The organism is Hallella absiana (genome assembly GCF_025457485.1).
In the GTDB taxonomy this organism is placed as follows: Bacteria; Bacteroidota; Bacteroidia; order Bacteroidales; family Bacteroidaceae; genus Prevotella; species Prevotella absiana.
The window spans coordinates 142,571-166,222 of the sequence record NZ_JAMXSP010000005.1 but is presented as its reverse complement, the minus strand read 5'-3'; the positions used below and the strand labels follow the sequence as shown (position 1 = coordinate 166,222).

At 48.7% G+C, this 23,652-nt stretch carries 22 protein-coding genes; 12 read left to right on the top strand and 10 right to left on the bottom strand.

Translation table 11 applies throughout. The features are described from left to right. Positions 1-22 precede the first annotated feature (22 nt). The 6 genes from nqrF to NG346_RS04225 are packed head-to-tail and all read right to left on the bottom strand — an operon-like array spanning position 23 to position 5,902. Positions 23-1,291, bottom strand: a complete 1,269-nt coding sequence (gene nqrF, locus NG346_RS04250) for an NADH:ubiquinone reductase (Na(+)-transporting) subunit F (RefSeq protein ID WP_154534427.1) — start codon at positions 1,289-1,291, stop codon at positions 23-25. Positions 1,292-1,310: 19 nt separating this feature from the next. Then, positions 1,311-1,937: an NADH:ubiquinone reductase (Na(+)-transporting) subunit E gene (nqrE, locus tag NG346_RS04245; RefSeq protein WP_154534426.1), complete on the bottom strand. Its 627-nt coding sequence runs from the start codon at positions 1,935-1,937 to the stop codon at positions 1,311-1,313. Between the two features lie 41 nt (positions 1,938-1,978). Further along, complete coding sequence (locus NG346_RS04240; protein WP_262281024.1) at positions 1,979-2,608, bottom strand: NADH:ubiquinone reductase (Na(+)-transporting) subunit D; 630 nt, start codon at positions 2,606-2,608, stop codon at positions 1,979-1,981. A gap of 12 nt (positions 2,609-2,620) precedes the next feature. Next, positions 2,621-3,325, bottom strand: coding sequence for an NADH:ubiquinone reductase (Na(+)-transporting) subunit C (gene nqrC, locus NG346_RS04235; RefSeq protein WP_262281025.1), 705 nt, complete (start codon positions 3,323-3,325; stop codon positions 2,621-2,623). Between the two features lie 30 nt (positions 3,326-3,355). Continuing rightward, the gene (locus NG346_RS04230; RefSeq protein ID WP_262281026.1) at positions 3,356-4,513 is read right to left on the bottom strand and encodes an NADH:ubiquinone reductase (Na(+)-transporting) subunit B; all 1,158 of its coding nucleotides are present in this window, start codon (positions 4,511-4,513) and stop codon (positions 3,356-3,358) included. A gap of 33 nt (positions 4,514-4,546) precedes the next feature. After that, a complete protein-coding gene (locus NG346_RS04225; RefSeq protein ID WP_262281027.1) occupies positions 4,547-5,902 on the bottom strand; it encodes a Na(+)-translocating NADH-quinone reductase subunit A in 1,356 nt (451 codons plus the stop codon). Positions 5,903-6,101: 199 nt separating this feature from the next. On the opposite strand from NG346_RS04225, the gene NG346_RS04220 reads away from it, so the two are divergent. The 12 genes from NG346_RS04220 (at position 6,102) to NG346_RS04165 (ending at position 20,868) form a co-directional block, all read left to right on the top strand. Next, positions 6,102-10,529: a translocation/assembly module TamB gene (locus NG346_RS04220; protein WP_262288361.1), complete on the top strand. Its 4,428-nt coding sequence runs from the start codon at positions 6,102-6,104 to the stop codon at positions 10,527-10,529. Between the two features lie 150 nt (positions 10,530-10,679). Beyond that, positions 10,680-11,381 carry a DUF3256 family protein gene (locus NG346_RS04215; RefSeq protein WP_262281029.1) on the top strand — a complete coding sequence of 234 codons (702 nt, stop codon included), beginning with the start codon at positions 10,680-10,682 and terminating at the stop codon, positions 11,379-11,381. Positions 11,382-11,429: 48 nt separating this feature from the next. Continuing rightward, entirely contained in the window at positions 11,430-12,677 is a 1,248-nt protein-coding gene (locus tag NG346_RS04210; RefSeq protein WP_262281030.1) for a nucleoside permease, read from the top strand. 12 nt (positions 12,678-12,689) lie between these two features. Continuing rightward, on the top strand, positions 12,690-13,289 hold the full coding sequence (locus tag NG346_RS04205; RefSeq protein WP_262281031.1) for a bifunctional nuclease: 600 nt from the start codon (positions 12,690-12,692) through the stop codon (positions 13,287-13,289). A gap of 12 nt (positions 13,290-13,301) precedes the next feature. Next, on the top strand, positions 13,302-14,027 hold the full coding sequence (locus NG346_RS04200; RefSeq protein ID WP_262281032.1) for a 16S rRNA (uracil(1498)-N(3))-methyltransferase: 726 nt from the start codon (positions 13,302-13,304) through the stop codon (positions 14,025-14,027). 79 nt (positions 14,028-14,106) lie between these two features. After that, complete coding sequence (locus tag NG346_RS04195) at positions 14,107-15,441, top strand: DUF4836 family protein (protein WP_262281033.1); 1,335 nt, start codon at positions 14,107-14,109, stop codon at positions 15,439-15,441. Positions 15,442-15,497: 56 nt separating this feature from the next. Then, the gene (locus NG346_RS04190) at positions 15,498-16,142 is read left to right on the top strand and encodes an ATP-binding cassette domain-containing protein (protein WP_262281034.1); all 645 of its coding nucleotides are present in this window, start codon (positions 15,498-15,500) and stop codon (positions 16,140-16,142) included. Then, positions 16,139-17,338 (top strand): cell division FtsX domain-containing protein, encoded by a 1,200-nt coding sequence (locus NG346_RS04185; RefSeq protein ID WP_262281035.1) that lies wholly within the window; start codon positions 16,139-16,141, stop codon positions 17,336-17,338. Before NG346_RS04190 ends, NG346_RS04185 begins: the two co-directional genes overlap by 4 nt. Before the next feature lie 21 nt (positions 17,339-17,359). After that, positions 17,360-18,250, top strand: a complete 891-nt coding sequence (locus tag NG346_RS04180) for an RluA family pseudouridine synthase (protein WP_262281036.1) — start codon at positions 17,360-17,362, stop codon at positions 18,248-18,250. A gap of 27 nt (positions 18,251-18,277) precedes the next feature. Continuing rightward, complete coding sequence (locus tag NG346_RS04175; protein WP_262281037.1) at positions 18,278-18,433, top strand: hypothetical protein; 156 nt, start codon at positions 18,278-18,280, stop codon at positions 18,431-18,433. 10 nt (positions 18,434-18,443) lie between these two features. Further along, a complete protein-coding gene (locus tag NG346_RS04170; protein WP_262281038.1) occupies positions 18,444-19,223 on the top strand; it encodes a ferredoxin family protein in 780 nt (259 codons plus the stop codon). 475 nt (positions 19,224-19,698) lie between these two features. Next, on the top strand, positions 19,699-20,868 hold the full coding sequence (locus NG346_RS04165) for a leucine-rich repeat domain-containing protein (protein WP_262281039.1): 1,170 nt from the start codon (positions 19,699-19,701) through the stop codon (positions 20,866-20,868). Positions 20,869-20,903: 35 nt separating this feature from the next. Here NG346_RS04165 and NG346_RS04160 read toward each other — a convergent pair whose 3' ends face one another. The 4 genes from NG346_RS04160 to NG346_RS04145 form a co-directional block, all read right to left on the bottom strand. After that, positions 20,904-21,125, bottom strand: coding sequence for a hypothetical protein (locus tag NG346_RS04160; protein ID WP_262281040.1), 222 nt, complete (start codon positions 21,123-21,125; stop codon positions 20,904-20,906). Between the two features lie 58 nt (positions 21,126-21,183). Further along, entirely contained in the window at positions 21,184-21,684 is a 501-nt protein-coding gene (locus tag NG346_RS04155; RefSeq protein ID WP_262281041.1) for a nucleotidyl transferase AbiEii/AbiGii toxin family protein, read from the bottom strand. A gap of 1 nt (position 21,685) precedes the next feature. Continuing rightward, complete coding sequence (locus NG346_RS04150) at positions 21,686-22,267, bottom strand: type IV toxin-antitoxin system AbiEi family antitoxin domain-containing protein (RefSeq protein ID WP_262281042.1); 582 nt, start codon at positions 22,265-22,267, stop codon at positions 21,686-21,688. Positions 22,268-22,585: 318 nt separating this feature from the next. After that, a partial coding sequence (locus NG346_RS04145) for an IS1380 family transposase (RefSeq protein ID WP_262288360.1) occupies positions 22,586-23,652 on the bottom strand: 1,067 nt, incomplete at its 5' end.

Sequence of the window (23,652 nt, the reverse complement as noted above, 5' to 3'; positions counted from 1 at the left end):
CTTTCGTGTGGTTTGCATAACCTTACCCGAAGTTGTCGTACATGATATTCTCGGGCTCCACGCCGAGAGAATCAAGGTAGTCGGTCACAGTCTTGATCAGCATTGGAGGACCACAGAGGTAGTACTCGCAGTCTTCCGGTGCATCGTGATCCTTGAGATAGGTGTCGCGGATGCAGTTCACCGCAAAGCCGGCATAGTACTTCACACCGGCTGCGTCAGCCTTGGGATCAGGACGGTCGAGAGAGAGATGGAAGTGGAAATTGGGGAATTCCTTCTCCAGTTCCCAGAAGTCCTCCAGGAAGAAGGCCTCTGTCAGCGAACGGGCACCATAGAAGAAATGCATCTCACGGTCAGTGCAGTGCAATGTCTTGGTCATGTGCATGATCTGAGAACGCAGAGGAGCCATACCGGCACCACCACCGATCCAAATCATCTCTTTGCCAGTATCGAAGCGCGGATGGAAGTCACCATAAGGACCACTCATCATCACCTTGTCTCCGGGCTTGAGGCTGAAGATGTAAGACGAACCGATGCCCGTCGGCACATTCTGGAAGCCCACCTGTGGTCTTGGCAAGAATGGTGTGGAGGCGATACGCACGGTCAGCGTAATGATGTCGCCCTCAGCGGGATAGTTGGCCATAGAATAAGCACGTACGGTAGGCTCTGGGTTATGAGCTTTCAGCGAGAAGATATTGAATTTTTTCCAAGCTCCGATATATTCGTCTCCAATCATGCTCTTGTCGAAGTCCTTGTCATAGTCGATGCAATCGTAAGCCGGAATCTTGATCTGAGCATAGGAGCCAGGGATGAAGTCCATGTGCTCACCCGGCGGCAAGGCCACCTTGAACTCCTTGATGAAACTGGAAACGTTTTTGTTGGAAATGACGGTGCACTCCCACTCCTTCACGCCAAGGATGGACTCCGGAATCTTAATGTCAAAGTCGCCTTTGACCTTTGTCTGGCATCCCAGACGCCAATGCTCTTTGATCTGCTTACGTGTGAAGTGAGGACGCTCTGAATCGAGGATCTCACCGCCACCGCTGAGCACTTGTACCTTGCACTGTCCGCAACTGGCCTTGCCACCGCAGGCAGAGGGCAGGAAGATGCCATTGGCATTGAGCGTAGACATCAGGCTGTCGCCCTGGGGCACCGTGAGTTTCTTGTCACCGTTGATTGTGATGGTCACATTACCGCTGGGCGAGAGATATTTCTTCGCAATGAGCAGGATGATAACCAAAAGGAGAATCGCAGCAAGGAAGACTGCGATACTTACTGATATAAACTGTCCCATAATCTATGTTTTCTTCTCCTTAAAATTTAATACCCGAGAAGCACATCATGGCCATAGCCATGAGGCCCACAGTGATGAAGGTGATGCCCATACCCTGCAATGGCTTGGGCACATCGCTATACTCCATCTTCTCACGGATGGCACCCATGGACACGATGGACAATGTCCAACCCAGTCCGCTACCGAGGGCATAGCCGATGCTGTCCCACACGGAACCAATGTACTGCGCACTCGACGGATCCATGTTGATACGCTGCTGCATGAACAGCGAAGCACCCATGATACAGCAGTTCACAGCAATCAGAGGCAAGAAGATGCCCAGTGCAGAATACAAGGAGGGACTGTACTTCTCCACTGCCATCTCCACCAACTGCGTGATACCGGCAATGATGGCAATGAACAGGATGAAGCTCAAATAGCTCAGATCTACGCCCTTGACCAGACAATCCGGTCCAAGGACATACACCTGAAGCAAATAGTCAACGGGCACGGTGACCAGCAACACGAAGGTCACGGCCATACCCAATCCGAATGATGTCTTCACATTCTTCGACACGGCCAGGAAAGAGCACATGCCGAGGAAGAAGGCAAATATCATGTTGTCGACAAAGATCGACCTGAAAAATAATCCAAAGAAATGTTCCATAATAGAAATATCGCTTTAATAATGATCAATACCGACAAACCTTACTTCTTGTCCTCTTTATAGAAATAGGCTCGGTGAACCCAGATGACACATCCCAAGAGGATAAGAGCCATGGCTGGCATGGTCATCATACCATTATTGACATAGCCTGCGTCGTAGAAGCTCTGAGGGATGATCTTGAAGCCAAGGAGTGAACCGCGGCCAAAGAACTCACGGAAAGCACCGACGATGACCAGGATCATGGCATAGCCGAGACCGTTGCCGATACCGTCGAGGAAACTCGGCCAAGGCTTGTTCATCATGGCGAAAGCCTCCAGACGACCCATGAGGATACAGTTGGTGATGATCAGTCCTACATACACCGAGAGCTGAACACTCACGTCGTAGGCCACAGCCTTCAGAATCTGACTGACGATGGTCACCAGTGCGGCAACGACGACTAACTGCACGATGATGCGGATACGCATAGGAATGGTCTTGCGGATGAGTGCAATGATCACATTGGAGAAAGCCGTAATCACCGTCACGGCCAATCCCATGACAATAGCCGGCTTGAGCTGAGATGTCACGGCCAGCGCGGAGCAGATACCGAGAATCTGAACGAGGATAGGGTTGTTGATATTCAACGGGCCACCCAGCACCTCTTTATTTTGCTTACTGAATAAACTCATAATTCGTCTTTATTATTTAGCATTCAGAAATTTAATATACTGTCCCAGACAATCGTGAAGCATATCCGTGACACCGTTGGATGTCAGCGTTGCGCCTGTTACGGCATCCACAGAGTTGGGATCATTGCTGTCGCGCTTCTTCAACACGGAGATGGCGATGGCATTGCGATCTGCGCCCTTGAAGAGCTTCTTGCCCTGGAACTGCTCCTGCCACTTCTGGTTGTCCTTGATTTCGGCACCCAGTCCGGCCGTCTCACTCTCATGGTTGAAGTAAGCGCCATAGATTGTGGACTTGTCGTCGTTCAAAGCGATATAGCCACTGATCGGTCCCCACAATCCCATACCATAGACAGGAATCACATATTTGGTCTGTCCATTGACTGAGCAGACATACACAGCCAACTTACCGGCCTTGAAATCACCAGAGTTGAGCTTAAAACCGGCAGCTGTGCCACCCTTAGAACCTTTGTCAACAACATTGCCGTTGGCATCAATAATCTCGTCGGCAGTGACCACCTCTTTATATTTGGCGGCAGCGGCCTGATCCTGCAAGCCACGAATGTTGAGCGAATAGAGTATCTGCTTCTGCTTGTCAAGTGCCACATTAGCTTCCTGCGCCGGACGCAGTGCCTGAAAGACAAAGGCCAGCAAGAAGGCAACGATCACCACAAGAACGGCAGCATAGACAATCGTATAAGAATTGGAATTTGTTTTCATACCTTATATTATATAATGTCGTCTGCTTGATTAGTTAGAAGAACGTTTGGCACGCTTTGAGATGTTGGATTGAACGACGCAGTAGTCGATCAGCGGTGCAAACATATTGCCGAAGAAGATAGCGAGCATCATACCCTCGGGATAACCTGGGTTCAGCACGCGCACCACCACAGCCATGATACCGATGAGAAGGCCATAGATATACTTACCAGTCTCAGTACGTGCAGAGGTAACAGGGTCGGTAGCCATGAATACGGCACCAAAGCAGAAGCCACCCAACACGATGTGCTCATACCAAGAAATAGGTGTCTTTCCCGTCACGGCAAAGATCAAAGCCATGGCAATGCCGCCGACAAAGACGCTCAGCATGGTCTTCCAACTGGCAATGCCTGTCCATAACAGAATGACAGCACCAATGGCGATGGCGATGACAGAAGTCTCACCTACTGATCCGGGGATGAAACCCAGGACCATGTCAGCCAGACTTGACTGCGGCGTGATGCCCTGGGCAATCTGACCCAGTGGTGTAGCGGCCGTGAAACCATCGGGCAACTGATAGCCGAGGCCACAGATGGAATCAGTGCTTACCCACACCGAGTCACCCGTCATCTTACTTGGATAAGAGAAGAAAAGGAACATACGGGCAGCAATAGCCACGTTGAAGATGTTCATACCCGTGCCACCAAAGATCTCCTTGGCGAAGATGACTGCAAAGGCAACGGCAATGGCCAACATCCATAAAGGAGTCGTCACTGGGATGATCAGCGGAATGATGATACCGGAAACCAGATAGCCTTCTTGAATCTCCTCGCCTTTCCACTGAGCCCACGCGAACTCAATGCCCAAACCAACGATGTAGCTCACCAGCAGATTGGGCAATACAGCCAGGAAACCATAGAAGAAAAGCGACCAAAAACCAGTCTCGGCCAGTTTACCGGCAGCCGCGGCATTCTGATAGCCTACATTGTACATGCCGAAGAACAGCGCAGGGAGCAGGGCGATGACGACGATGCTCATGATGCGCTTCGAATCTAAGGCGTCGTGAATACTGGCACCGGAATTCGACGTAGTATTGGGAACGAACAGAAAACTCTCAAAGCCCTCATAGATGCTGTTGAAGGCATGAAGCTTCCCGCCTTCTTGGAAATTGGGTCGAATGCGGTCAAAGTATTTTTTTAAACCATTCATAGTTTTAAATTATTGTTTCTGTGCTAATTTACATCAAGCATTCTCCTTGCGCAGGATGTCGAGTCCCTGACGCACAATCTTTTGTAATGGCAGCTTAGAGGAATCCACGAACTCTGCCAAAGCGAAGTCTTCGGGCGACACCTCGTAGATGCCCAACTGCTCCTGGCGGTCGATGTCACCAGCGATAAGGGCTTTGATAAGGTACTCGCCATAGATGTCCATCGGCAATACCTTGCCGTACTCGCCACTCATAATCATATGGCGCTCACCACCTTTAACTCTTGCGTCAAGATCATACTCGTGACGCTTGCCCTGGAGCCAAGAGAAATAGCTGTGAGAAACAGAGAAGTCATTGGTGCGGGGAGCGATCCAACCCAGCATCTCGTCGCGGTCATCACCTTCCGGAATCACCGTCACCTCAGATGTGTGAGCACCCAGATAATCTTCCAAGCTGCACTTCTCACCCGTCAAAGGATTGCCATTGAGGATGCGAACGTGCTGATCTGCTGCTAAGCGATCCTTCAGAATGTCAGCCAGCTTCGTTCCCACCAACACATTGGCGTATGCCGGTTCCTTCACCTGACTGCCTGCTATGGCGATGACTCGGTGAAGATCCACCTTACCGGTCAGCATCAGACGACCGATGAAGATAACTGCAGATGGATCTACAGTCCAAACCACTTCGCCACGGTTGACAGGATTGAGGTGATTGACTTGCACGCCTACATTTCCGGCAGGGCAAGGGCCGTCGAACACGGTTATCTCTACATCCTTAGCCTGAGTGAGTGCTGCGGATTGCTGTGCGGCACCAATACCCAAAGAGACGGGTGCCATCTTCGACAATGCAGTAAGACCTGTTTGGAAAGCAGCTTCATTGCCCTTAAGCTCCACTTCAAAGTCAGCAGCCAACGGCATGTCACGCAAGGCAGAAACGAAGATTGCCTTAGGAGACGAAGCGGGGGAAGCTACAACAGCGTAGGGCAGCTGATTGATATAAGCAAACAGTCCGGACTCCAACAACAATGATTTCACTGCATTCCCGTCCAACGATGCTACATCGTGTTTGCCATAATCATGAAAGCTCTGCTCATGGTCAGCCTTCACTTTCACATAGAGCACTTTACGCCGTTCGCCACGAAGTACCTGCTCCACAGTGCCACTCACTGGAGAAGCACAACGCACCTCCTGGGATAACTTGTCTACAAACAAGGGATCTCCGGCAAGGATATGATCTCCCTCCTTGACAACTACTTTTGGCTTTAAACCTACGAAACTACTTGGCACAAGGGCATACTCTCCCGACGAAATCACTTCCACACGTTTTTCCGTCGAAGCTTTTCCCTTTAAATGGATGTCTAAGCCTTTTCGTATCTTAACTACATTTGTCATAGAAAAAATAATAAGTAATACTTCTTATGATATGATGCTGAAATGTCATATCTTGTCCCAATATGCATGTCCTGAAACTCTCCTTTTAATGGAGAAGCAATCTTTGACGATGCAAATATACTGAAAATTTAGATTAAAAATGATAAAGACAGCCATTTTATTTCATTTTCGAGTTTAATTTTATATTTTTGCACAGAAAATGAAATGGTTAAGGCACACTATCAATACTGTGGTATGGGTTTTATTGACATTTTACGTCACCCTTACCATCGCTGTGAACATACCTGCTGTACAAAAATATCTCGGACGCGAAGTGGCCTCTGCCCTGTCTGAAAAATTTGGCACGAAGGTATGTGTAGGCCGTATTGATGTCGGTCTGTTCAATCGTATCATCATCGACGACGTGACAATGCTCGACCAGCAGCGCCACCCCCTGCTGCGTGCTGGACGCATCTCTGCCAAACTCGATTTGCTCCAACTGCCTCACAACGAGATTTGTATCACCTCAGCCCAGCTCTTCGGCGCTGACGTCCACATCAATCGGGCAACAGCGAGTGCCAAACCGAATTATCAGTTTATAGTGGACTCTCTGGCTTCCAAAGACACTACCAACCATTCCAAACTCAACTTTCAGATTCACAGCTTGGTCATCCGACGTGGTGCGCTCTGTTATGACCAGTTAGATATGCCGAAGAAGCACACTTTAGACTTCCATCATCTCAATATCAAGAACATTAGTACGCATATCTTGCTGTCGGACTTGACAAAAGACGCTGGCAGCATCAACATCAAGAAACTCAGTCTCACAGAGCAGTGTGGTCTGGACATTAAGGAACTCACCGCCAAAGCGTCTTTGTCACCCCACAAGATTACATTGGACCATCTTTTTCTTCGCACACCGACATCGAAGGTATCGCTGAAAGAGATCGCTGTTAATTTCTTGCGCAAGGACGATATGATAGATTGGGAATCAATGTCTTACGTAGGTAGCATTCAACCTTCAGTTATCAGTACATACGACATCAGTTGCCTCACCAACAAGATCAAAAGATCGCAAGACAACATTCAGTTCAGCACACGATTTCACGGCACGAAACATCATGTCGCGATTGAAAACATTCTTTTTGATGTCTTTCCCGGTACTGCCCGCAAATCATCCATTCTCCATTTCGGTGGCGATATCCGTACAACACTCGGCAGCCATCAACCCAACTGGAGCATCATCTGCCAACGTCTATATATAAATAAGGAGGGTAAGAATATCTTCAACGTGAGTCTTCCGGCAGTTGCCGATCGTCTCGATCATCTTGCTTTCACTGGCAATGGACGCGGAAAAGGCACAAAGCAAATACAAGTCATTGGAGCTCTGCTCTCAGACGCAGGAAATGCTAAAGTAAATTTCAAAATGGATCACCAGGCGCTTGCCGGTTATCTTGAGACACAACGTTTCAATCTCCAGCAGATCACGGCTAACAAAGACTTGGGGGATTTGGCCGCAAGCATCAAAGTGGCAGGAAATCTTCAAAAGAAGATGTTCCTGGCAGACGGGCGTGTCGACCGAATCGACTTCAAAGGCTATCCTTATCAGCATATTGACATCAACGGTGCTTATAGGAATGAGACATTCTCTGGCCGCTGCTCCATCAACGACCCTAACATCGTTGCTACCATAGAGAGCAAGGACGGAATATCGCTTTCCCGCCATCATTACGCCCTTGACGCGGAGATTTCCCGACTGCGCCCGTCCGCTGTCAACTTGCTCAAGGGCAAGCTTGGCGACACCAACTATGCCGTTAACCTCTCGGCCAATCTCTCCGGCTCAAGCCTCAACAACCTCGACGGTCTTCTCAAAATCACTAATTTCCGTGCCCAAAGAGGTGAAGAAAGCTACGAGCTACAGTCTTTGCAGGTCAAAGCCGGCAAGAGCAATCATGACCATTTCGTCACGATGCTCAGCGATTTCGGACATGCTGAAGTGACGGGACAGTTTGACTATGCTACGCTTTTGCAAAGTATCCAAAACGTCTTTGTCCATCAGCTTCCAAGCATACAGACCCTGACATCTTTCAGATACCGCCCTACCCACTCCAACAACTTCGCAATGACAGCTACCGTCCTACGTGATGACTGGCTGCGCTTCTTCACGGGCATGGATCTGAGTCTTCTGCAGCCCCTTTCTCTCACTTGCAGTTTGGACAGCAAGACCGAGGCCATTGACTGTCATGTCGTTGCACCGGATCTTGCCTACAATGGAGGACACTATCAAAATGTCAACTTCATTGCCACATCACCCAACAACCAGTTAAGCTGTCGGGGCTCACTCACCAAGATGGACGACCGTGGACTTGGCACAGACTATCAGCTCCAAGCTACCGCCGTCGGCAACACCTTGCGTACCGGTCTGTCTATGGACAACCATGCCAAGAAGCAACGCTTGAGAGGACAACTCAATGCCGACATGGCATTCCTCACCAATGAGAAGAACCAAGTGGTTGCGTCTTTTGATGTCAAGAAATCCCATCTGTTCGTTGGAGATTCCGTGTATACCATTCATGCCGACCAGCTCACTTACAGCAAGAAGCACCTCACCATCGACAATCTCAACATTGCCAGCAACTCACAGTCTGTCCGTATCAATGGCCAGGCATCGCCCAACCGTGATGACTCTATCATTGTGGACCTCAACAATGTCAATGTTGAATACATCCTCGACCTTGTCAACTTCCATTCTGTAGACTTTTCCGGCAATGTCAACGGTAAGGCATACCTGTCCTCACTCTTCGACACGCCAAAGGCTAAAAGTAACATAGTGGTCTCCAATTTCCAGTTTGAAGAAGGCAATATGGGAACGCTCAATGCCAATGTCAGGTGGAACAACGAGAAGAAGCAGATCGACATCGACGCGATCGCCCTGGATACAATGCATACCGACAGAGGCATCCAAGACCGACGGACTGTCATCAATGGCTATGTCTCGCCCAAGCGCAATGACATCAACCTCACCTTTAACGCCGAAAACACCCGAGGCGAGTTTCTCAAAGGCTTCTGTTCCAACTTCATGAGCAACATAGACCTTTCGGTCAACGGCAAGCTAAACCTATGGGGCGACTTGAAAAAGATCAACCTCACGGGTGGGACCAAGGTATCGGGAGCCACCACGATTACACCTATTAATACAAGGTATTACCTATCCGATGACTCCATCCGCTTCTTGGTGAATGAGATTCAGTTTGTGGATGACACCATCCACGACCGACTCGGCAACCGTGGGCTTCTCACCGGTGCCCTATACCATACCCATCTCTCCCATCTGAGCTACGACCTTCATGTCAAGGCCGACAACCTGCTTGGCTATGAACTTGGACCAGACGACGGCAGTACCGTCTATGGCACGATCGCCGGAACCGGCTCAGTCGACATCAACGGCAAACCTGGAGAAGTAAACATTAAGGTGGATGCCACACCCTCTCGTGGGTCTGTGATGTGTTACGACATCACCAGTCCCGAGGCTATTGGCACACAAGAGTTTATCCAATGGGTATCCAGAGACTCGCTCCAAGCACGACTGGCCAAAGCGTTGCCTCTCACAGACAACGACACTGAACCAGAAGACGTACCTACCGACATACATATCAATTTCCTCATCCATGCCACCCCCGACGCTACGTTGAAGGTCATCATGGACAAGACGAGCGGCGACTATATCGATCTCAACGGCACCGGTGCCATCCGTGCCACCTATTATAATAAAGGTGGCGTGAACCTCTACGGCAACTATGTTGTTGATCACGGCATCTATAAGTTGACTATTCAGAACATCATCAAGCGCGACTTCACGTTCAAACAAGGCGGCACCATCTCTTTCGGCGGAGAGCCAAGCAATGCAAGTCTCAACCTTGAAGCGCAATATACGCTCAACTCCGCCAATCTTGCCGACCTGCAGTTGGGTCGCAGATTCTCCGGCAACAACATCCGCGTCAACTGTCTGATGAAAGTCACCGGCACTCCGTCTGATCCTAAAGTAGACTTCGACATGGACATGCCAACAGTCAGTGCCGACGTGAAGCAGATGATCTACAGCATCATCAACAGCGAAGACGAGATGAAGCAGCAAGTGCTGTATCTGCTTGCCGTAGGCCGCTTCTACAATAAGACCGAAAACAACGCCCAGAATGCTGAAGCCAAGGAAAGCCAGACGACGCTTGCCATGCAGAGCATCCTCAGCGGACAGCTGAGCCAACAGATCAACAACGTGCTTGGCTCTGTCGTGAAAAACAAGAACTGGAACTTTGGCGCCAACATCTCCACAGGTACAGAAGGTTGGAACAACGCCGAATACGAAGGTATCCTCAGCGGCAGCCTCCTCAACAACCGACTTCTCTTCAACGGGCAGTTTGGTTACCGCGACAATGCCGCCACGGCCAACCAGTCGTTTATCGGTGACTTCGACATCCGCTATCTCATCGTGCCCAACGGCAATCTGAGCATACGCATCTACAACCAGACCAACGACCGCTACTTCACCCGCAACTCCTTAAACACCCAGGGAGTAGGCTTTGTGATCAAACGTGACTTCGACAACTGGAAAGAACTGTGGCATAAGAAACCATGGCATAAGAAAAAATAAGGTGAAAATAAATAGTAGAAAAGCGTTCTCCTTTCACGCTTTTTTCATAACTTTGTAAGCCAAAAAGAAGAGTGGAAAGTCATCAATGAGATGAATTGCCGGTTTTCATCAAATAGACATCTAAGTATGCAATATCATAATAGTATCGTTATGGAAAAAGATCACGCCGTCAGCCTGAAACAGCTGATGACCCTTGTGCTGATGCTTACAACATTCAGCATTCACCTCCCGGCAAAGACGGTCGCTGAGATATGGAAAACGATGCCGGATACTATTGTTCCTTATCTCGACCCGCAACAAAGACAGGAGATGCCCTCCTATGCTTCCATGCATGTAGACGGAAGTGTCGACAATCTGCTTGAAGGCAAATGCAGAATGGACACATTGACAAACAGTTACGCCCATATCCAACTCAATGCTACCAAATCTATACAACTGAAATTACTTCCCACATCAAATCAGGATTCCATCGTATGTCTTGTTGAAACCTGGCTGGCCGGTTCTGTCGATAAGGACTCCATCCCAACAGGCGAAAGCGCCATACGCTTCTTCACACAAGATTGGAAAGAGCTGTCCACGGCCCAATTCTTAGGTGCACCGTCCGTCAACGACCTCGCTGGTATGCTGACGACCAAACCCGACACAATGCCGGAGCAGACATACAAAGCACTAAAGGAAAAACTCGATCCACAAATGGTGTTAGCGGAAATAAATGCCGATGACAACACCCTTCATCTGAAAATATCCTGTCCCCTGCTGTCCAAAGAAGAATACAAGGAACTCCATCAGATTCTGGTCACAAGACAACTGTCATGGAGAAACGGAAGCTATCATTCCGTCAATCAACAATAAGTTACTAACACTGCAAGACTGATCACAACAAATAAGAAAATAATAGCCATGAACTTAAAAGTGCGTTTAGCATTCATGAATTTCCTGCAGTTCGCTGTCTGGGGTGCTTACCTTACATGCATGGGTATCTACCTCACCAATGCAGGAATGTCCACTCATATCGGTGCGTTTTTTGCCATGCAAGGCATTGTTTCCATTTTCATGCCTGCCCTTATGGGCATTGTTGCAGACCGTTGGATTCCCGCCCAGCGTCTGCTTGGTCTTTGCCATCTGCTGGCCGGTGCCTTTATGATGGGTGCCGCAGCTTATGGCTATTATGCAGGCGCAAACGTGACCTTTGCCACTTTGTTCACCCTTTACTCCGTCAGCGTAGCATTCTATATGCCTACCCTGGCACTGAGCAACTCTGTAGCCTACAGTGCACTCACCCAAGCCGGTATGGACACCGTGAAGGACTTTCCGCCCATCCGTGTCTTTGGTACAGTAGGTTTCATCTGTAGCATGTGGTTTGTCGACATCATGGGCTTCAAGGCCAATGAGTTGCAGTTTGTTGTCAGTGGCGCACTGAGCATTCTGCTCTTCCTCTACACATTCACCCTGCCAGCCTGTCCCGTCAGTCATGACGACAAGCATAAGAGTCTGGTCGATGCCTTCGGTCTGCGTGCCTTCACGCTGTTCCGTCAAAAGAAGATGGCAATCTTCTTCGTTTTCTCCATGTTGTTAGGTGTCAGCCTGCAGATCACCAATGGCTTTGCTACCCCGTTTATCGAGAGTTTCGCCAAGATACCAGAGTTTGCTGATACCTTTGGTGTGAAGCACTCTGTCATTCTCTATTCTATCTCACAGATCAGTGAGACACTGTGTATCCTGATGATACCCTTCTTTATGAAGCATTTCGGCATCAAGAACGTCATGCTCATCGCCATGTTTGCATGGGTACTTCGCTTCGGTCTTCTCGGTGCCGGTGATCCGGGCAGCAAGGTATGGATGTTCGTGGCCTCCATGATCATCTATGGTGTCGCCTTCGACTTCTTCAACATCTCCGGCTCACTGTTTGTCGACAAAGCAACCGATCCTTGTCTGCGTTCGTCCGCACAGGGTCTTTTCATGCTGATGACCAACGGCTTGGGCGCTACGATCGGTTCACTGGCCGCACAGGAAGTTGTTGACCTCCACACCGTCGGCGGCGTCACGCAATGGCAGTCGTGCTGGTATATCTTTGCAAGCTACGCCCTCATCGTTGGCGTTGCTTTCGCATTGGTCTTCCGCCCCAAGAAGGAAAAAGCAACAAAATAATCGTTATCTGCAATGGCAAGTATACAGCTTAAATTCCAAGCCGCAGCTGAAGTAAACGGCAAAGAGCAAGATGGCCTGCTGCTCCTCTCTGATCAGGAGCAGCAACGCCAGCTCGTGATCACGTGCAGCAGAAAGATCCTCAAAGAGATCACTGAGAGAAAGAACAATGACATCAATATCAACGATGACATTGCCAAGATCCTTTGGGAGATGATTCACTGGCAGACTACGTTGGAGTTGTCGATCCATATCAACACATTGGAGGATGGCGTATACAAGGCATTGCTTATCAACGAAGAAAATCAATTCAGCCTTCCCGTCCAAGCTGATGCAGCCATCCTGCTCTCTTTGATCAGTCACAACGAGATTCCCATCTACATGGATGCGGCCTTGTTTCGCAGACAGAGTTCGGTCTATCAGCCCAATGCCAAAGGATTGCAACTGCCGCTCAACATCATCAGCGAGCCGATGCTCCACGATCTTCTCGACAATGCCGTGAAGACCGAACACTACGAAATCGCCTCTGAACTGAGAGACGAATTGAAGAAAAGAGAGGAAGAGGACAAGAAACGCAGCCAAGAAAGCAAAGACGAGGCAGAGGATGCCCGATAACAGCCCACAGCCATGAAGGAAGAAAGATATTTCTATGTGCCTGATGCCAGCCATCAGAAAGAGTTGCCGAAAGAAGAAGCGCAGCACGCCTTAAGAGTGCTACGCATGCAAGTTGGCGACGAGATGTTTCTCATGGACGGCTGCGGTACCTTCTACCAAGCAGAGATCACAGCTGCCAACACCAAGCATTGCCTCTACAATATCCGGCAAGCTATGCCTCAGGAAGCGACGTGGCACGGCCATATCCATCTCGCCATCGCGCCGACAAAGATGATGGACCGCATGGAATGGATGACAGAGAAATGCACCGAGATCGGCTTTGACGAACTCTCGTTTCTGAGATGTCAGTTCTCTGAGCGTACGACAATCCGCACCGACCGCGTAGAAAAGATTGTTGTGGGAGCCGTCAAGCAAAGCCGCAAGGCATGGAAACCGGTGGTCAACGAATTGACAAAGTTCAGTGACTTCATCCATACGCCACGGCAAGGACGGAAATTCATAGCCCATTGCTATGACGAAATCGACCGTACCGACCTCTTTCAAGCCCTGCAACAGATGCCAAAGGAGCAGGACGTGACCATACTCATCGGCCCGGAAGGTGACTTCTCAATCGATGAAGTGAGGGATGCCATCAGCCAAGGTTATGAGTCCATCACCTTGGGAAGCAGCCGACTGCGCACAGAAACTGCCGGACTGATGGCTGTCGCCATGGCTCAGCTGTCCAAACGAAACGTCTAAGGCGACAATTGCCAGACACATTATTATATATAGGTATAAAGCAGAAATCTCGATAGATGATCTATAACGGGTAACGACAATGAAAAGAATATCATTTTTACTTTCACTATTCATGGCACTGGCATTGACGCTCTGCTCATGTTCCAACGACGATTATATCAATGCCATCCCCGGCAACAGCACACTGCTGATCTCCATGAAGCCTGCCAAGCTCAGTGGCGTCGGCAGCCCTACCATGCTCAAAGCGATGCTTCACGTAAGCAACATCGAGGATGCCGGTCTCGACCTCTCTGAGGATATATTCTTCTTTGAGGACGCTCAAGGCAATTTAGGACTCTGTGCCAAAGTTAAAGACGATGACGACTTAGAAAAGACCGTCAAGCGTCTGAAGATTGACATACACCATAAGCGCGACTACAACTTCGCGGCTTTGCCCAACAACTGGATTCTCGGTTGGTCAAAGCAGGCTGCATTGCTGATGGGTCCTGTTGTACCAGCTGCCCAAGCCGAGATGATGTCGCTCATGGCTAAATATCTGGGTGAAGACGAAGACAACGGCATCAAAGCAACACCCGTCTACGACAAACTCGACTCCATCAACGCACCGATGTCACTCGTCTGTCAGACCAGTGCCCTACCCGACCAGTTTGTCGCTCCCTTCACCTTAGGTGCTCCGCGCGACGCCAATCCTGCTGACGTGTATATTGCCGCTGAGATGAAAGTAGCCAATGGGCGCCTCCATATCAATGGGCAAACCTTCTCCTTCAAGCGCAATATCGAGCAGGCTTTGCAGCAGGCTCATGCCATCTACCGCCCCATCAAAGGCAAATATGTGAAGTCAATGGCCAAGAACGACATGATCGGTATGTTCCTCAATGTCGACGGCACGAAGTTCATCAAACTTATGCAACAAAACAGAGGGCTCCAGGCTCTCTTGGCCGGCATCAACTCTGCCATCGATATGGACAACATCATCAAAGGCGTCAATGGCGACATGACCATCATCGCGCCTTCCCTTGGCTCTGACAATTTCCAGATGACCATGGCCGCACAACTCAAAAACGCTGACTGGCTCGGTGATGTGGACTATTGGAAGCAGAGTGTACCGCAGGGCGGACACATCGGTGACTGGGGAAGAGACTGCTACTACTATACAGATTCGAAGACCACCTACTTCTTTGGTGTCACACGGGACTGGCAATACATGAGCGGCAGCTCTAAGGAGAAGGCTTTACAGAGCATCAAGGCTGCCACTCATCCTATCGACGCACAGCTGCAACAAGCCATCATCGGACAGAAACTGGTAATGGTCATCAACCTCGCCGCCGTCAATGGCAGCAAGGCGCAGGCCGTCACCGGAATGCTTTCACCGCTCTTCGGCAAGCTTAATGCCATCGTATATACACTAAAATAAAATTCTGCCCGTCCCCTTCATTTCAGAGAAGGATGGGACTATATTCATTCAGAGATATGCAAACCATTAATTTGACTTCCGTTCTGCCGCAGGTGTTCCAACAGAGCAAAGACCTGAAATCTGAGATATGGAAGCAAAACGTGAAATTCGAGCGAGGACACCTCTATCTTGTAGAGGCTGAATCGGGTAAGGGAAAGAGTACTTTTTGCAGTTATATCGTCGGCTACCGTCACGATTACAGCGGTACCGTGATGTTTGATGACCGCGATACTAAAACCTTCAAAGTCAAGGACTGGGTGGAAATGCGTCAACAGCATATCAGCCATCTGTTTCAGGAGCTGAGATTGTTTCCGGAACTCACAGCCTGGGAAAATGTACAAATCAAGAATAAGCTGACCAACTTCAAAGACGACGCCACCATCCGCCAATGGTTTGACATGCTGGGCATCGGCGACAAACTCGATGCCAAGATCGGACGCATGTCCTTTGGACAGCAGCAGCGCGTGGCCATGATCCGCGCACTTGTACAGCCGTTTGACTTCCTGCTCGCCGACGAACCGATCTCTCACCTCGACGACAACAACTCACGCATCATGGCAGACATCATGATGACCGAAGCCAAGGCACAGGGAGCCGGCGTCATCGTGACCAGCATCGGTAAACACATGGACTTAAACTACGAAAAGACATTATTGCTATGAACTTAGTTTGGAAGCTGCTTCGTCAGCATATCAGCATACCCCAGTTTGTGGGATTTTTCTTTGCCAACCTCTTTGGCATGCTCATCGTGTTGCTGGGCTATCAGTTTTATCGCGACGTGATGCCCGTCTTCACCTCTGAGGATTCCTTCATGAAGTCCGACTATATCATCGTCAGCAAGAAGATTGGCATGGGCAACACCATCTCCGGACGCACCAACACTTTCACGCCCGCTGAGGTCAACGACGTGGAGAATCAACCGTTTGCCTCCAGCGTGGGCACCTTCACCTCCACAGAATATAAGGTGGAAGCCAATATGGGTGTCAACGGGGTCAACGTGCTCAACTCAGAGCTCTTCTTCGAGAGCATCCCCGATCATTTCGTCGACGCGCCCAAGGGCAGTTGGAAATACACGCCGGGCGAACATGTCGTGCCCATCATCCTGCCGCGTGCCTATATCACCATGTATAACTTTGGCTTTGCCCAAAGTCGTTCTCTGCCTAAGATCAGCGATGGCCTCGTGGGGATGATCAACTTCGACATCTTCATCCACGGCAACGGACACGCCGATCGCTTCAAAGGCAAGGTCATCGGCTTCTCGTCGCGACTCAATACGATTCTCGTGCCACAGGCTTTCATGGACTGGAGCAACAACTACTTCGCACCGGGCAGCCACTCCGATCCTACCCGACTGATCATGCAGGTTGACAATCCTGCCAACGAGAAGGTGACGAAATATATCGACCAGAAAGGCTACGAGGTGGAGGACGACAAGTTGCAGGCCGAAAAGACCACATATTTCTTGAGAATGATTGTCACCATGGTCATGGTTGTCGGTCTGGTCATCTCCATCCTGAGTTTCTACATTCTCATGCTGAGCATCTACCTGCTCGTACAGAAGAACTCATCGAAACTCGAAAACCTGCTGCTCATCGGCTACAGTCCCAATAATGTCGCACGGCCCTACCAATTGCTCACCATCGGACTCAACACCGGTGTGCTGCTCATTGCCTGGGGCACGCTCTACTTCGTTCGTGACTACTACATGGGTGTCATCGAGACGCTCTTCCCCGATATCGACAGTGGTACGATGTTGCCGGCTATCCTCCTCGGACTCTGTCTCTTTGCCTTGGTGAGCATCTGCAACATCATCGCCATCAGACACAAGATCGTCTCCATTTGGAAAAGAAAAGAATAAAAAGCGACACACTATTCTGGCATGAAACAGTTCGATCACTACACGGTTGAGGCCGATGCCCAACTGCTGGACTGGCTGCTCACCCATCTCGACGGTAGCCATTCCAAAATCAAAGCCACACTGCAAGGGCGCGGCATTCAGGTCAACGGCAAGACGATCACGCGATACGACTATCCGCTCAAGGCAGGAATGAAGATTGCCGTCAGTAAGACAAAGCGCAATCTCACGCTTAAAAACCATTACGTGAAGATTGTCTACGAAGATCCCTACCTCGTCGTGGTAGAGAAAAACGTAGGCATCCTCTCCATGGCCGCCGGTCACAGCACGCTGAACGTCAAGTCGGTGCTGGACGAATATTTCGAGCAGACCCGACAGCATTGTACCGCTCACGTGGTGCACCGCCTCGACCGCGACACCAGCGGACTGATGATCTATGCCAAGGATAAGAAGACGGAACTGAAACTGGAAGAGGACTGGCACCATACGGTCTATGACCGCCGCTACGTGGCAGTGCTCTCCGGCGTGATGGAGCAAGACCAGGGCACCATCACCAGCTGGCTCAAAGAGAACCGGGCCTATGTCACCTACAGCAGTCAACGGGAGGGAGACGGCAAACTGGCCATCACCCACTTCTATACGCTCGACCGCAGCAGAGAGCACTCGCTCGTGGAATTCAAACTGGAGACAGGACGCAAGAACCAAATACGCGTGCACTCCGCTGACATGGGGCATCCGGTCTGCGGTGACATCAAATACGGCAATGGCGATGATCCGATCGGACGTCTCTGCCTCCATGCCTACGTGCTTTGCTTCTACCATCCGGTGACCCACAAGCCGATGGAGTTCAGCACGCCTATCCCCGTGACCTTCCGCCGGCTCTTTGGAACCAATAATCCGCAAAAACATCAATAGAGACATTAACATACAACAGCTCAATTTATGGACACTCACTTCACTTTCTACGTCATTCTGATACTGGCCTTTGTCGCTGGCATCTTCATCATACGCAAGATTGCGAGTTGTCTCCTCAAACTCATCATCGCTGCTGTCGCCCTTGGAGTGGTAGTGGCAGCTTATTTTCTCATGCAAGGTTAACTAAGCACTCATGATCTTTTTCTTCTCCGCAACAGGCAATACCGCTTGGGCCGCCAAACAGTTGGGCTTCTACACCAGCGACCGGCTCATCAACATCGCCAAGAACAGCACCGAGCCTTTCACCGCTCAGCTGGAACCGGGCGAGGACATCGGCTTTTGCTTCCCTATCCACGGCTGGCGTCCACCGCGCATCGTCGTTGACTTCGTGAAACAACTCGTCATCGATGCCACCGGGCACTATGTCTATGCGCTCTGCACTGCTGGCGACACGGTAGGTGAAGCCATGGACATCTTCCGCCACGTGTTGTCCGAGAAAGGCATCACACTCGATGCCGCCTTCTCGTTGCTCATGCCGGAGTCGTATGTCGGCCTGCCTTTCATGGATGTAGACAAGAAAGAGCGGGAGAAAGCCAAGCAGGACAAGGCTGCGGAAAACCTGAAGGGGTTTGCCCAACAGATCGAACAACATCAGAAGCACGTAGAGCGTCTGATCATCGGCCGTTGGCCGCGCATCAACAGCCGCGTCCTCGGTGCTGCCTTCTATCGCTGGCTGATCACCGACAAGCCTTTCCATGTTGTTTCAGACCGTTGTGTGAAATGCGGCATCTGCGCTTCTGTCTGTCCTGTCCACGACATCGACGGCGGACTCGGCAAAGAGCCCCGTTGGCTCCACAATGGTCAATGTCTGACTTGCTTCGCCTGCTATCACCATTGTCCGCACCACGCCATTGAGTTTGGCAACAGAACGAAGCATAAAGGACAATACTTCTTTGGCAGAAGAAAGCTATAGGACTTTGAAGAAAACAGAAGCTCACCTAACGTTCAGACAGTTCTCTTCACGATGCAAGTAATACTATAATAGTAGCTAAGCTCTTATTGTAATGGGGAATTCATTGTATCAGCAATATTTGTATACTTACATATATTGTGCCCCCCCTTCTTTTTATTTATCAAACAAAAAATATCATAATATATGTTGCCACTTTCATCAATTATTAGTATTTTTGTAAAGTGAAACCTATTTATTTGATATGAAGTATTCTGCCCTTAAGAAAATGCTATCCGTGATCGCCTTGTTATTATGTATCTCGTGTAGCGATGAAACAGAAACAATCTCTGACCTGAAAGGAGGAGACGAAGTATCCCAAACGGTACTCGACAAAGGAAGTTATACCCTCAGCAAGGAAGGTGGTATGACCGAGTTCAAGTTTACGAATGTGAGCGTTGATTCGTGCTATATTCAGTCAGAACATCCAAACTGGCTCATGTTAGATAAAATAGGGAGCTATTCCGATGAACTGGATCTATACCTGACAGCTCAGCCCAACAACGACTGGGACACACGTACGGCGAAGCTCTGCTTGATGAAGGGAAAAGAACGTAGGGACATTACCTTCAGTCAGAGCGCCTTTCCGAAGATGGAAAGTAGCACGCAAGTCATCAAGTTGGCGCCTAACGATACGGTTTTCACGTTTACCGTGAAGACGAACGTTCCCGTGCGTATGAAAGCCGATGTAGCAGAAGGACTGTCATATATCTACTATGATTATGAGCAGCCCAGCCATGAGGAAGGCAAGGCATGGACGATCGCGGTCAATGGCAAGGTGCCGAAGAATGAAGGTTTAGGCAAGGCATCCACCATATACGTGATGGGTGATGGCGTGCCAACGGCAAATGTCATCGTGTGGCAAACTGGAACCGTAGGTGATGTGAATCCCGTGCTCAACAACTTAAAGCCAGGTGCCTTAGCCGAATTTCTCTCGGCAGATCCCAAGACCACGCCCTACATCAAAAGTCTGAAAGTGTCGGGCGAGCTCAATGGTGACGATATCTACGCACTGCGCACATTACTGACCCGATACAAGACGCTGAAGGCCCTCGACTTGTTTGGCGCACGTATCGTCAGTGGTGGCAAGGCGTATCTCACGACGGCGTTGAACGAGCAGTATTATACCCGTAATGATGAAGTGAGCGAGGATATGTTCCGCGACTGTACGAGTCTCGAAAAGATCATGCTGCCTGAGCATCTCAAGGCGATTGGCATCCAAGCCTTTGCTAATTGTTCTTCCCTGCAAGGTATCGAGATCCCCTCTACGGTGAAGAGCATTGACAGTCAGGCTTTCTATTCCTGCACGAACATGTCATTTATTGGTATCCCCATCGAAGGCTCACAGTTAGAATATTTAGGGTCAGGAGCCTTCTCCACAGGCTCAGTCCTTGACGACCTGTATATCCCTGCCACTGTGAAAGACCTGAGCAGACTTGCCTTCTCACCCTGCCGGGTGCTTGAGTTGCATATGCAATGGACAACACCGCCTAATGTGGTGATCACCAAGCAACTTGCCAAGGGCAAGCTTTATGTCCCCAAGGGCTGCAAGGGCGCTTATGCTTCCGACAAGAATTGGGGTAAGTTCTCAGATATCCAAGAGGAATAACAACGCAATATAAGACACAAAACTGTCAACCGAAATCAGTACACAACAGCCATTTCTCCTATTACTTTTACATCCTTAAGCTCTTGGATGTTATTAAAATCCACAACAGAGTCTTTTCCTTCCCATTTCACAAGGCGAGTTCCATATTGTGAATCTTCCACCGTAAAATGGCTCTTTCCTTTTGCCAATGAAAGTGTTGGTAACCAACAAAGGCATAGCAGAAATAGTACAGCAACAGAAATCTTACTTTTTATCATAATCTTCTATTTTTAGTGTTCTTTATATTCAAAGACGAAAGAATGATAAAAGGGTAAACTACTTTTTCCAATATTTTTCAGCCATAGGCTGCAACCTTTCCTTTATTACTTCCATAACAGTCTTGAAATCAAGAGTCTCTTTCCATTGAATCTTTTTCAGAAATGCTTTCCAGCGAACTATACGTGCTGCGTCTGTCGCAAAACTTTCTGTAAACAACTGCAATTCGGGATTGTATGTAAGCCCTCTATTATCGAAAGTCGCCTTAATCGCATCATATAATGTGTCATCAGACAAGTCTCTCTTTGTCAGGAGTTGGTAACAGTCGAAGAAATCTTTCATGCGACTGTTGAGCACATCTCGGTCTATCATCGTATGGAATTTCTCGGCAACAACAGTCTCCAAGGAATATGCCTGTATGTTCACAGATGGAATGTCAGGCAAAAGCAATGGGAAGTCAATAGTTGTTGGATATGGAGTTACAACATCACCAAAGCCAATGTCAACAGACATGTTGTAAGCGATAGTATCCATGTGGGCCGTAAAGTTTTTCTTTCCCATTTTATTCTATTGCTATTTCAAGATAATTTTTTAATGTGTTGAATACTCTGAGGCGTTTGGCATAATCTTGCAAACGAGTGAGATTGCGGTTTGGCTTTTTCAGATAGGAGCGTATCACTTCAGCACAAATATCTAACCCCAATTTATTCCTGTATTTTACAGCATCGCAAACACTTCGCTCCATATCGGTAATACGAACATGATACCCTGAAATTTCTGCATCCATAATGCCGAACTCCAAGTTCTCCTTCTTCCAATAATACAGCTCTATCGGAAGCGTATCTGGTATCACCACTTTCCGCTTGTTAGCGATAGCAATGCAAAAGGCTGGTGGTACTGTTGTTGAAAGGTGATGGTAAGCCCAGGCGTTATATAGACATACAATGCCATTGGGTACAATCCGCTCCACATCAATCATTGTATTAAGCAAAGCATCGGGAACGGCATATATGCCATGACGCAACTTTATCAAGTTGCCACGCTCCTTAGCTCTCAACAGTCGTTTATAATCTGACAAATGAGATATATCAGTAGTGGAGATAGTGCCACCAAGTGCTACTACTTTGCAAACTATATTGTCCATTTCACCTCTTATTAAATGTCATTACTGCTGCAAAAATACAATAAATTTCGAGAATACGGTAAGATTCTACGGATAATTTCATAAAATACCGCACATTATTGCATGTTTTCAGAGTCCTAATTATATTTGAGATGATAATAAACTCTAACCTAAAATCCGCAACTATCATCCAATACACGATTAAGGGTAGATTTATGAGTCGTTAGTAGCAGCTTTCAGTAAAAAGCAACAGCACAACATCAATATGTAGCCACCATCCCCTTACCCCACGATGCGACTTGAGGTAATACGCAGATTCAAACCGGAAAGAAAGGATTCTTATCCGAATTCTGTTTTGAAGGGTTTTGCATAAGCTCGGTTCTCTGTGTAGATATTCAGCACGTATTGCCTTGCAGTCATGATCCACTTGGCAGGTACGGAGATGAATCTGAAGACAAAAGCCTTTATGCGACTCGTTTTCTTGAGCCCAAAAGCCTTGGTGTCAAGCCTGCTCATGATGGTCTTGTAGAAATTGTGTATCAATGCAGTAAGCAGAAGAAAGACAGTATTCTCCGCCATGAATGACTTGGGGAGCCTGCTCCAACCGAATCCGTTGTTCATGTCGTCAAAGATACGTTCCTTGCCGCCACGCAGATTGTAGAATTCAACAATGTCCCTTGTCGATGACTTGTAATCGTTGGTCAGAATACAACGGTAAGTGTATTCGCCTTCCCACAGGTCAAGGTCGCCACTGTTGCGTCTTTGTCTCTGGATGACAAGACGATAGCACTTGCCTTCCCATTTCTCAACGAGAATGGAATTGAATTCGAACTGGATGCCGTTAATCTCCTCCGTCTTCCATCCTCTCAGAGCAAAGATGTCATTGTAGAGCGAACTGCATCGGTTGGCACGGATGTAGAAATGTTTGCAATGCTTCTCTATCTCACTGACGATTTCCTTCGAGCAGGAACCGCAGTCTGCCCTGAAGCGATTTACACGGATGTTCTGGGATTCCAGAAGAGCGAAGAATCTCTTATGGGTGTCTGCCTGATGAAAACGCACATTCGTGTTACCATCGCTGTTCTCGATATAGACTATCTTGTCACCGATAACATATACGCCAGGCCTGTAGCCGAGGAACTTTTTGTAGGTCGGTTTTGCATCATACTTCTCCGTTTCAAGGAACTGATGGTCAAAGTCAACATCGTATTCCTCAATTTCCTTCAACTCGCCTGTAGAAACCAAAGCGTTTATAAGCAATGTGTTGAGTTTGTCTGCAGTATTGAAATCATAGGTCTTGCCTTGGTCGGAAGTATAGGAGATGTTTTCCTGTGTGTGTCCTTTTGTAGAGGATATGAAGGCTGGTTCCGTTCTGGATACTAAAGTTATGACGTCTGTTTGAGTTG

Bases quoted from the DNA above. Each gene is read 5' to 3' on its own strand.
- NG346_RS04200 (WP_262281032.1), top strand. From the start codon at position 13,302: ATGAAGGAAGAAAGATATTTCTATGTGCCTGATGCCAGCCATCAGAAA.
- NG346_RS04230 (WP_262281026.1), bottom strand. From the start codon at position 4,513: ATGAATGGTTTAAAAAAATACTTTGACCGCATTCGACCCAATTTCCAA.
- NG346_RS04185 (WP_262281035.1), top strand. From the start codon at position 16,139: ATGAACTTAGTTTGGAAGCTGCTTCGTCAGCATATCAGCATACCCCAG.
- NG346_RS04160 (WP_262281040.1), bottom strand. From the start codon at position 21,125: ATGATAAAAAGTAAGATTTCTGTTGCTGTACTATTTCTGCTATGCCTT.
- NG346_RS04210 (WP_262281030.1), top strand. From the start codon at position 11,430: ATGAACTTAAAAGTGCGTTTAGCATTCATGAATTTCCTGCAGTTCGCT.
- NG346_RS04190 (WP_262281034.1), top strand. From the start codon at position 15,498: ATGCAAACCATTAATTTGACTTCCGTTCTGCCGCAGGTGTTCCAACAG.
- NG346_RS04175 (WP_262281037.1), top strand. From the start codon at position 18,278: ATGGACACTCACTTCACTTTCTACGTCATTCTGATACTGGCCTTTGTC.
- nqrC (WP_262281025.1), bottom strand. From the start codon at position 3,325: ATGAAAACAAATTCCAATTCTTATACGATTGTCTATGCTGCCGTTCTT.
- NG346_RS04220 (WP_262288361.1), top strand. From the start codon at position 6,102: ATGAAATGGTTAAGGCACACTATCAATACTGTGGTATGGGTTTTATTG.
- NG346_RS04180 (WP_262281036.1), top strand. From the start codon at position 17,360: ATGAAACAGTTCGATCACTACACGGTTGAGGCCGATGCCCAACTGCTG.
- NG346_RS04170 (WP_262281038.1), top strand. From the start codon at position 18,444: ATGATCTTTTTCTTCTCCGCAACAGGCAATACCGCTTGGGCCGCCAAA.
- NG346_RS04225 (WP_262281027.1), bottom strand. From the start codon at position 5,902: ATGACAAATGTAGTTAAGATACGAAAAGGCTTAGACATCCATTTAAAG.
- NG346_RS04240 (WP_262281024.1), bottom strand. From the start codon at position 2,608: ATGAGTTTATTCAGTAAGCAAAATAAAGAGGTGCTGGGTGGCCCGTTG.
- NG346_RS04215 (WP_262281029.1), top strand. From the start codon at position 10,680: ATGGAAAAAGATCACGCCGTCAGCCTGAAACAGCTGATGACCCTTGTG.
- NG346_RS04195 (WP_262281033.1), top strand. From the start codon at position 14,107: ATGAAAAGAATATCATTTTTACTTTCACTATTCATGGCACTGGCATTG.
- NG346_RS04205 (WP_262281031.1), top strand. From the start codon at position 12,690: ATGGCAAGTATACAGCTTAAATTCCAAGCCGCAGCTGAAGTAAACGGC.
- NG346_RS04150 (WP_262281042.1), bottom strand. From the start codon at position 22,267: ATGGACAATATAGTTTGCAAAGTAGTAGCACTTGGTGGCACTATCTCC.
- NG346_RS04165 (WP_262281039.1), top strand. From the start codon at position 19,699: ATGTTAGATAAAATAGGGAGCTATTCCGATGAACTGGATCTATACCTG.
- nqrE (WP_154534426.1), bottom strand. From the start codon at position 1,937: ATGGAACATTTCTTTGGATTATTTTTCAGGTCGATCTTTGTCGACAAC.
- NG346_RS04155 (WP_262281041.1), bottom strand. From the start codon at position 21,684: ATGGGAAAGAAAAACTTTACGGCCCACATGGATACTATCGCTTACAAC.
- nqrF (WP_154534427.1), bottom strand. From the start codon at position 1,291: ATGGGACAGTTTATATCAGTAAGTATCGCAGTCTTCCTTGCTGCGATT.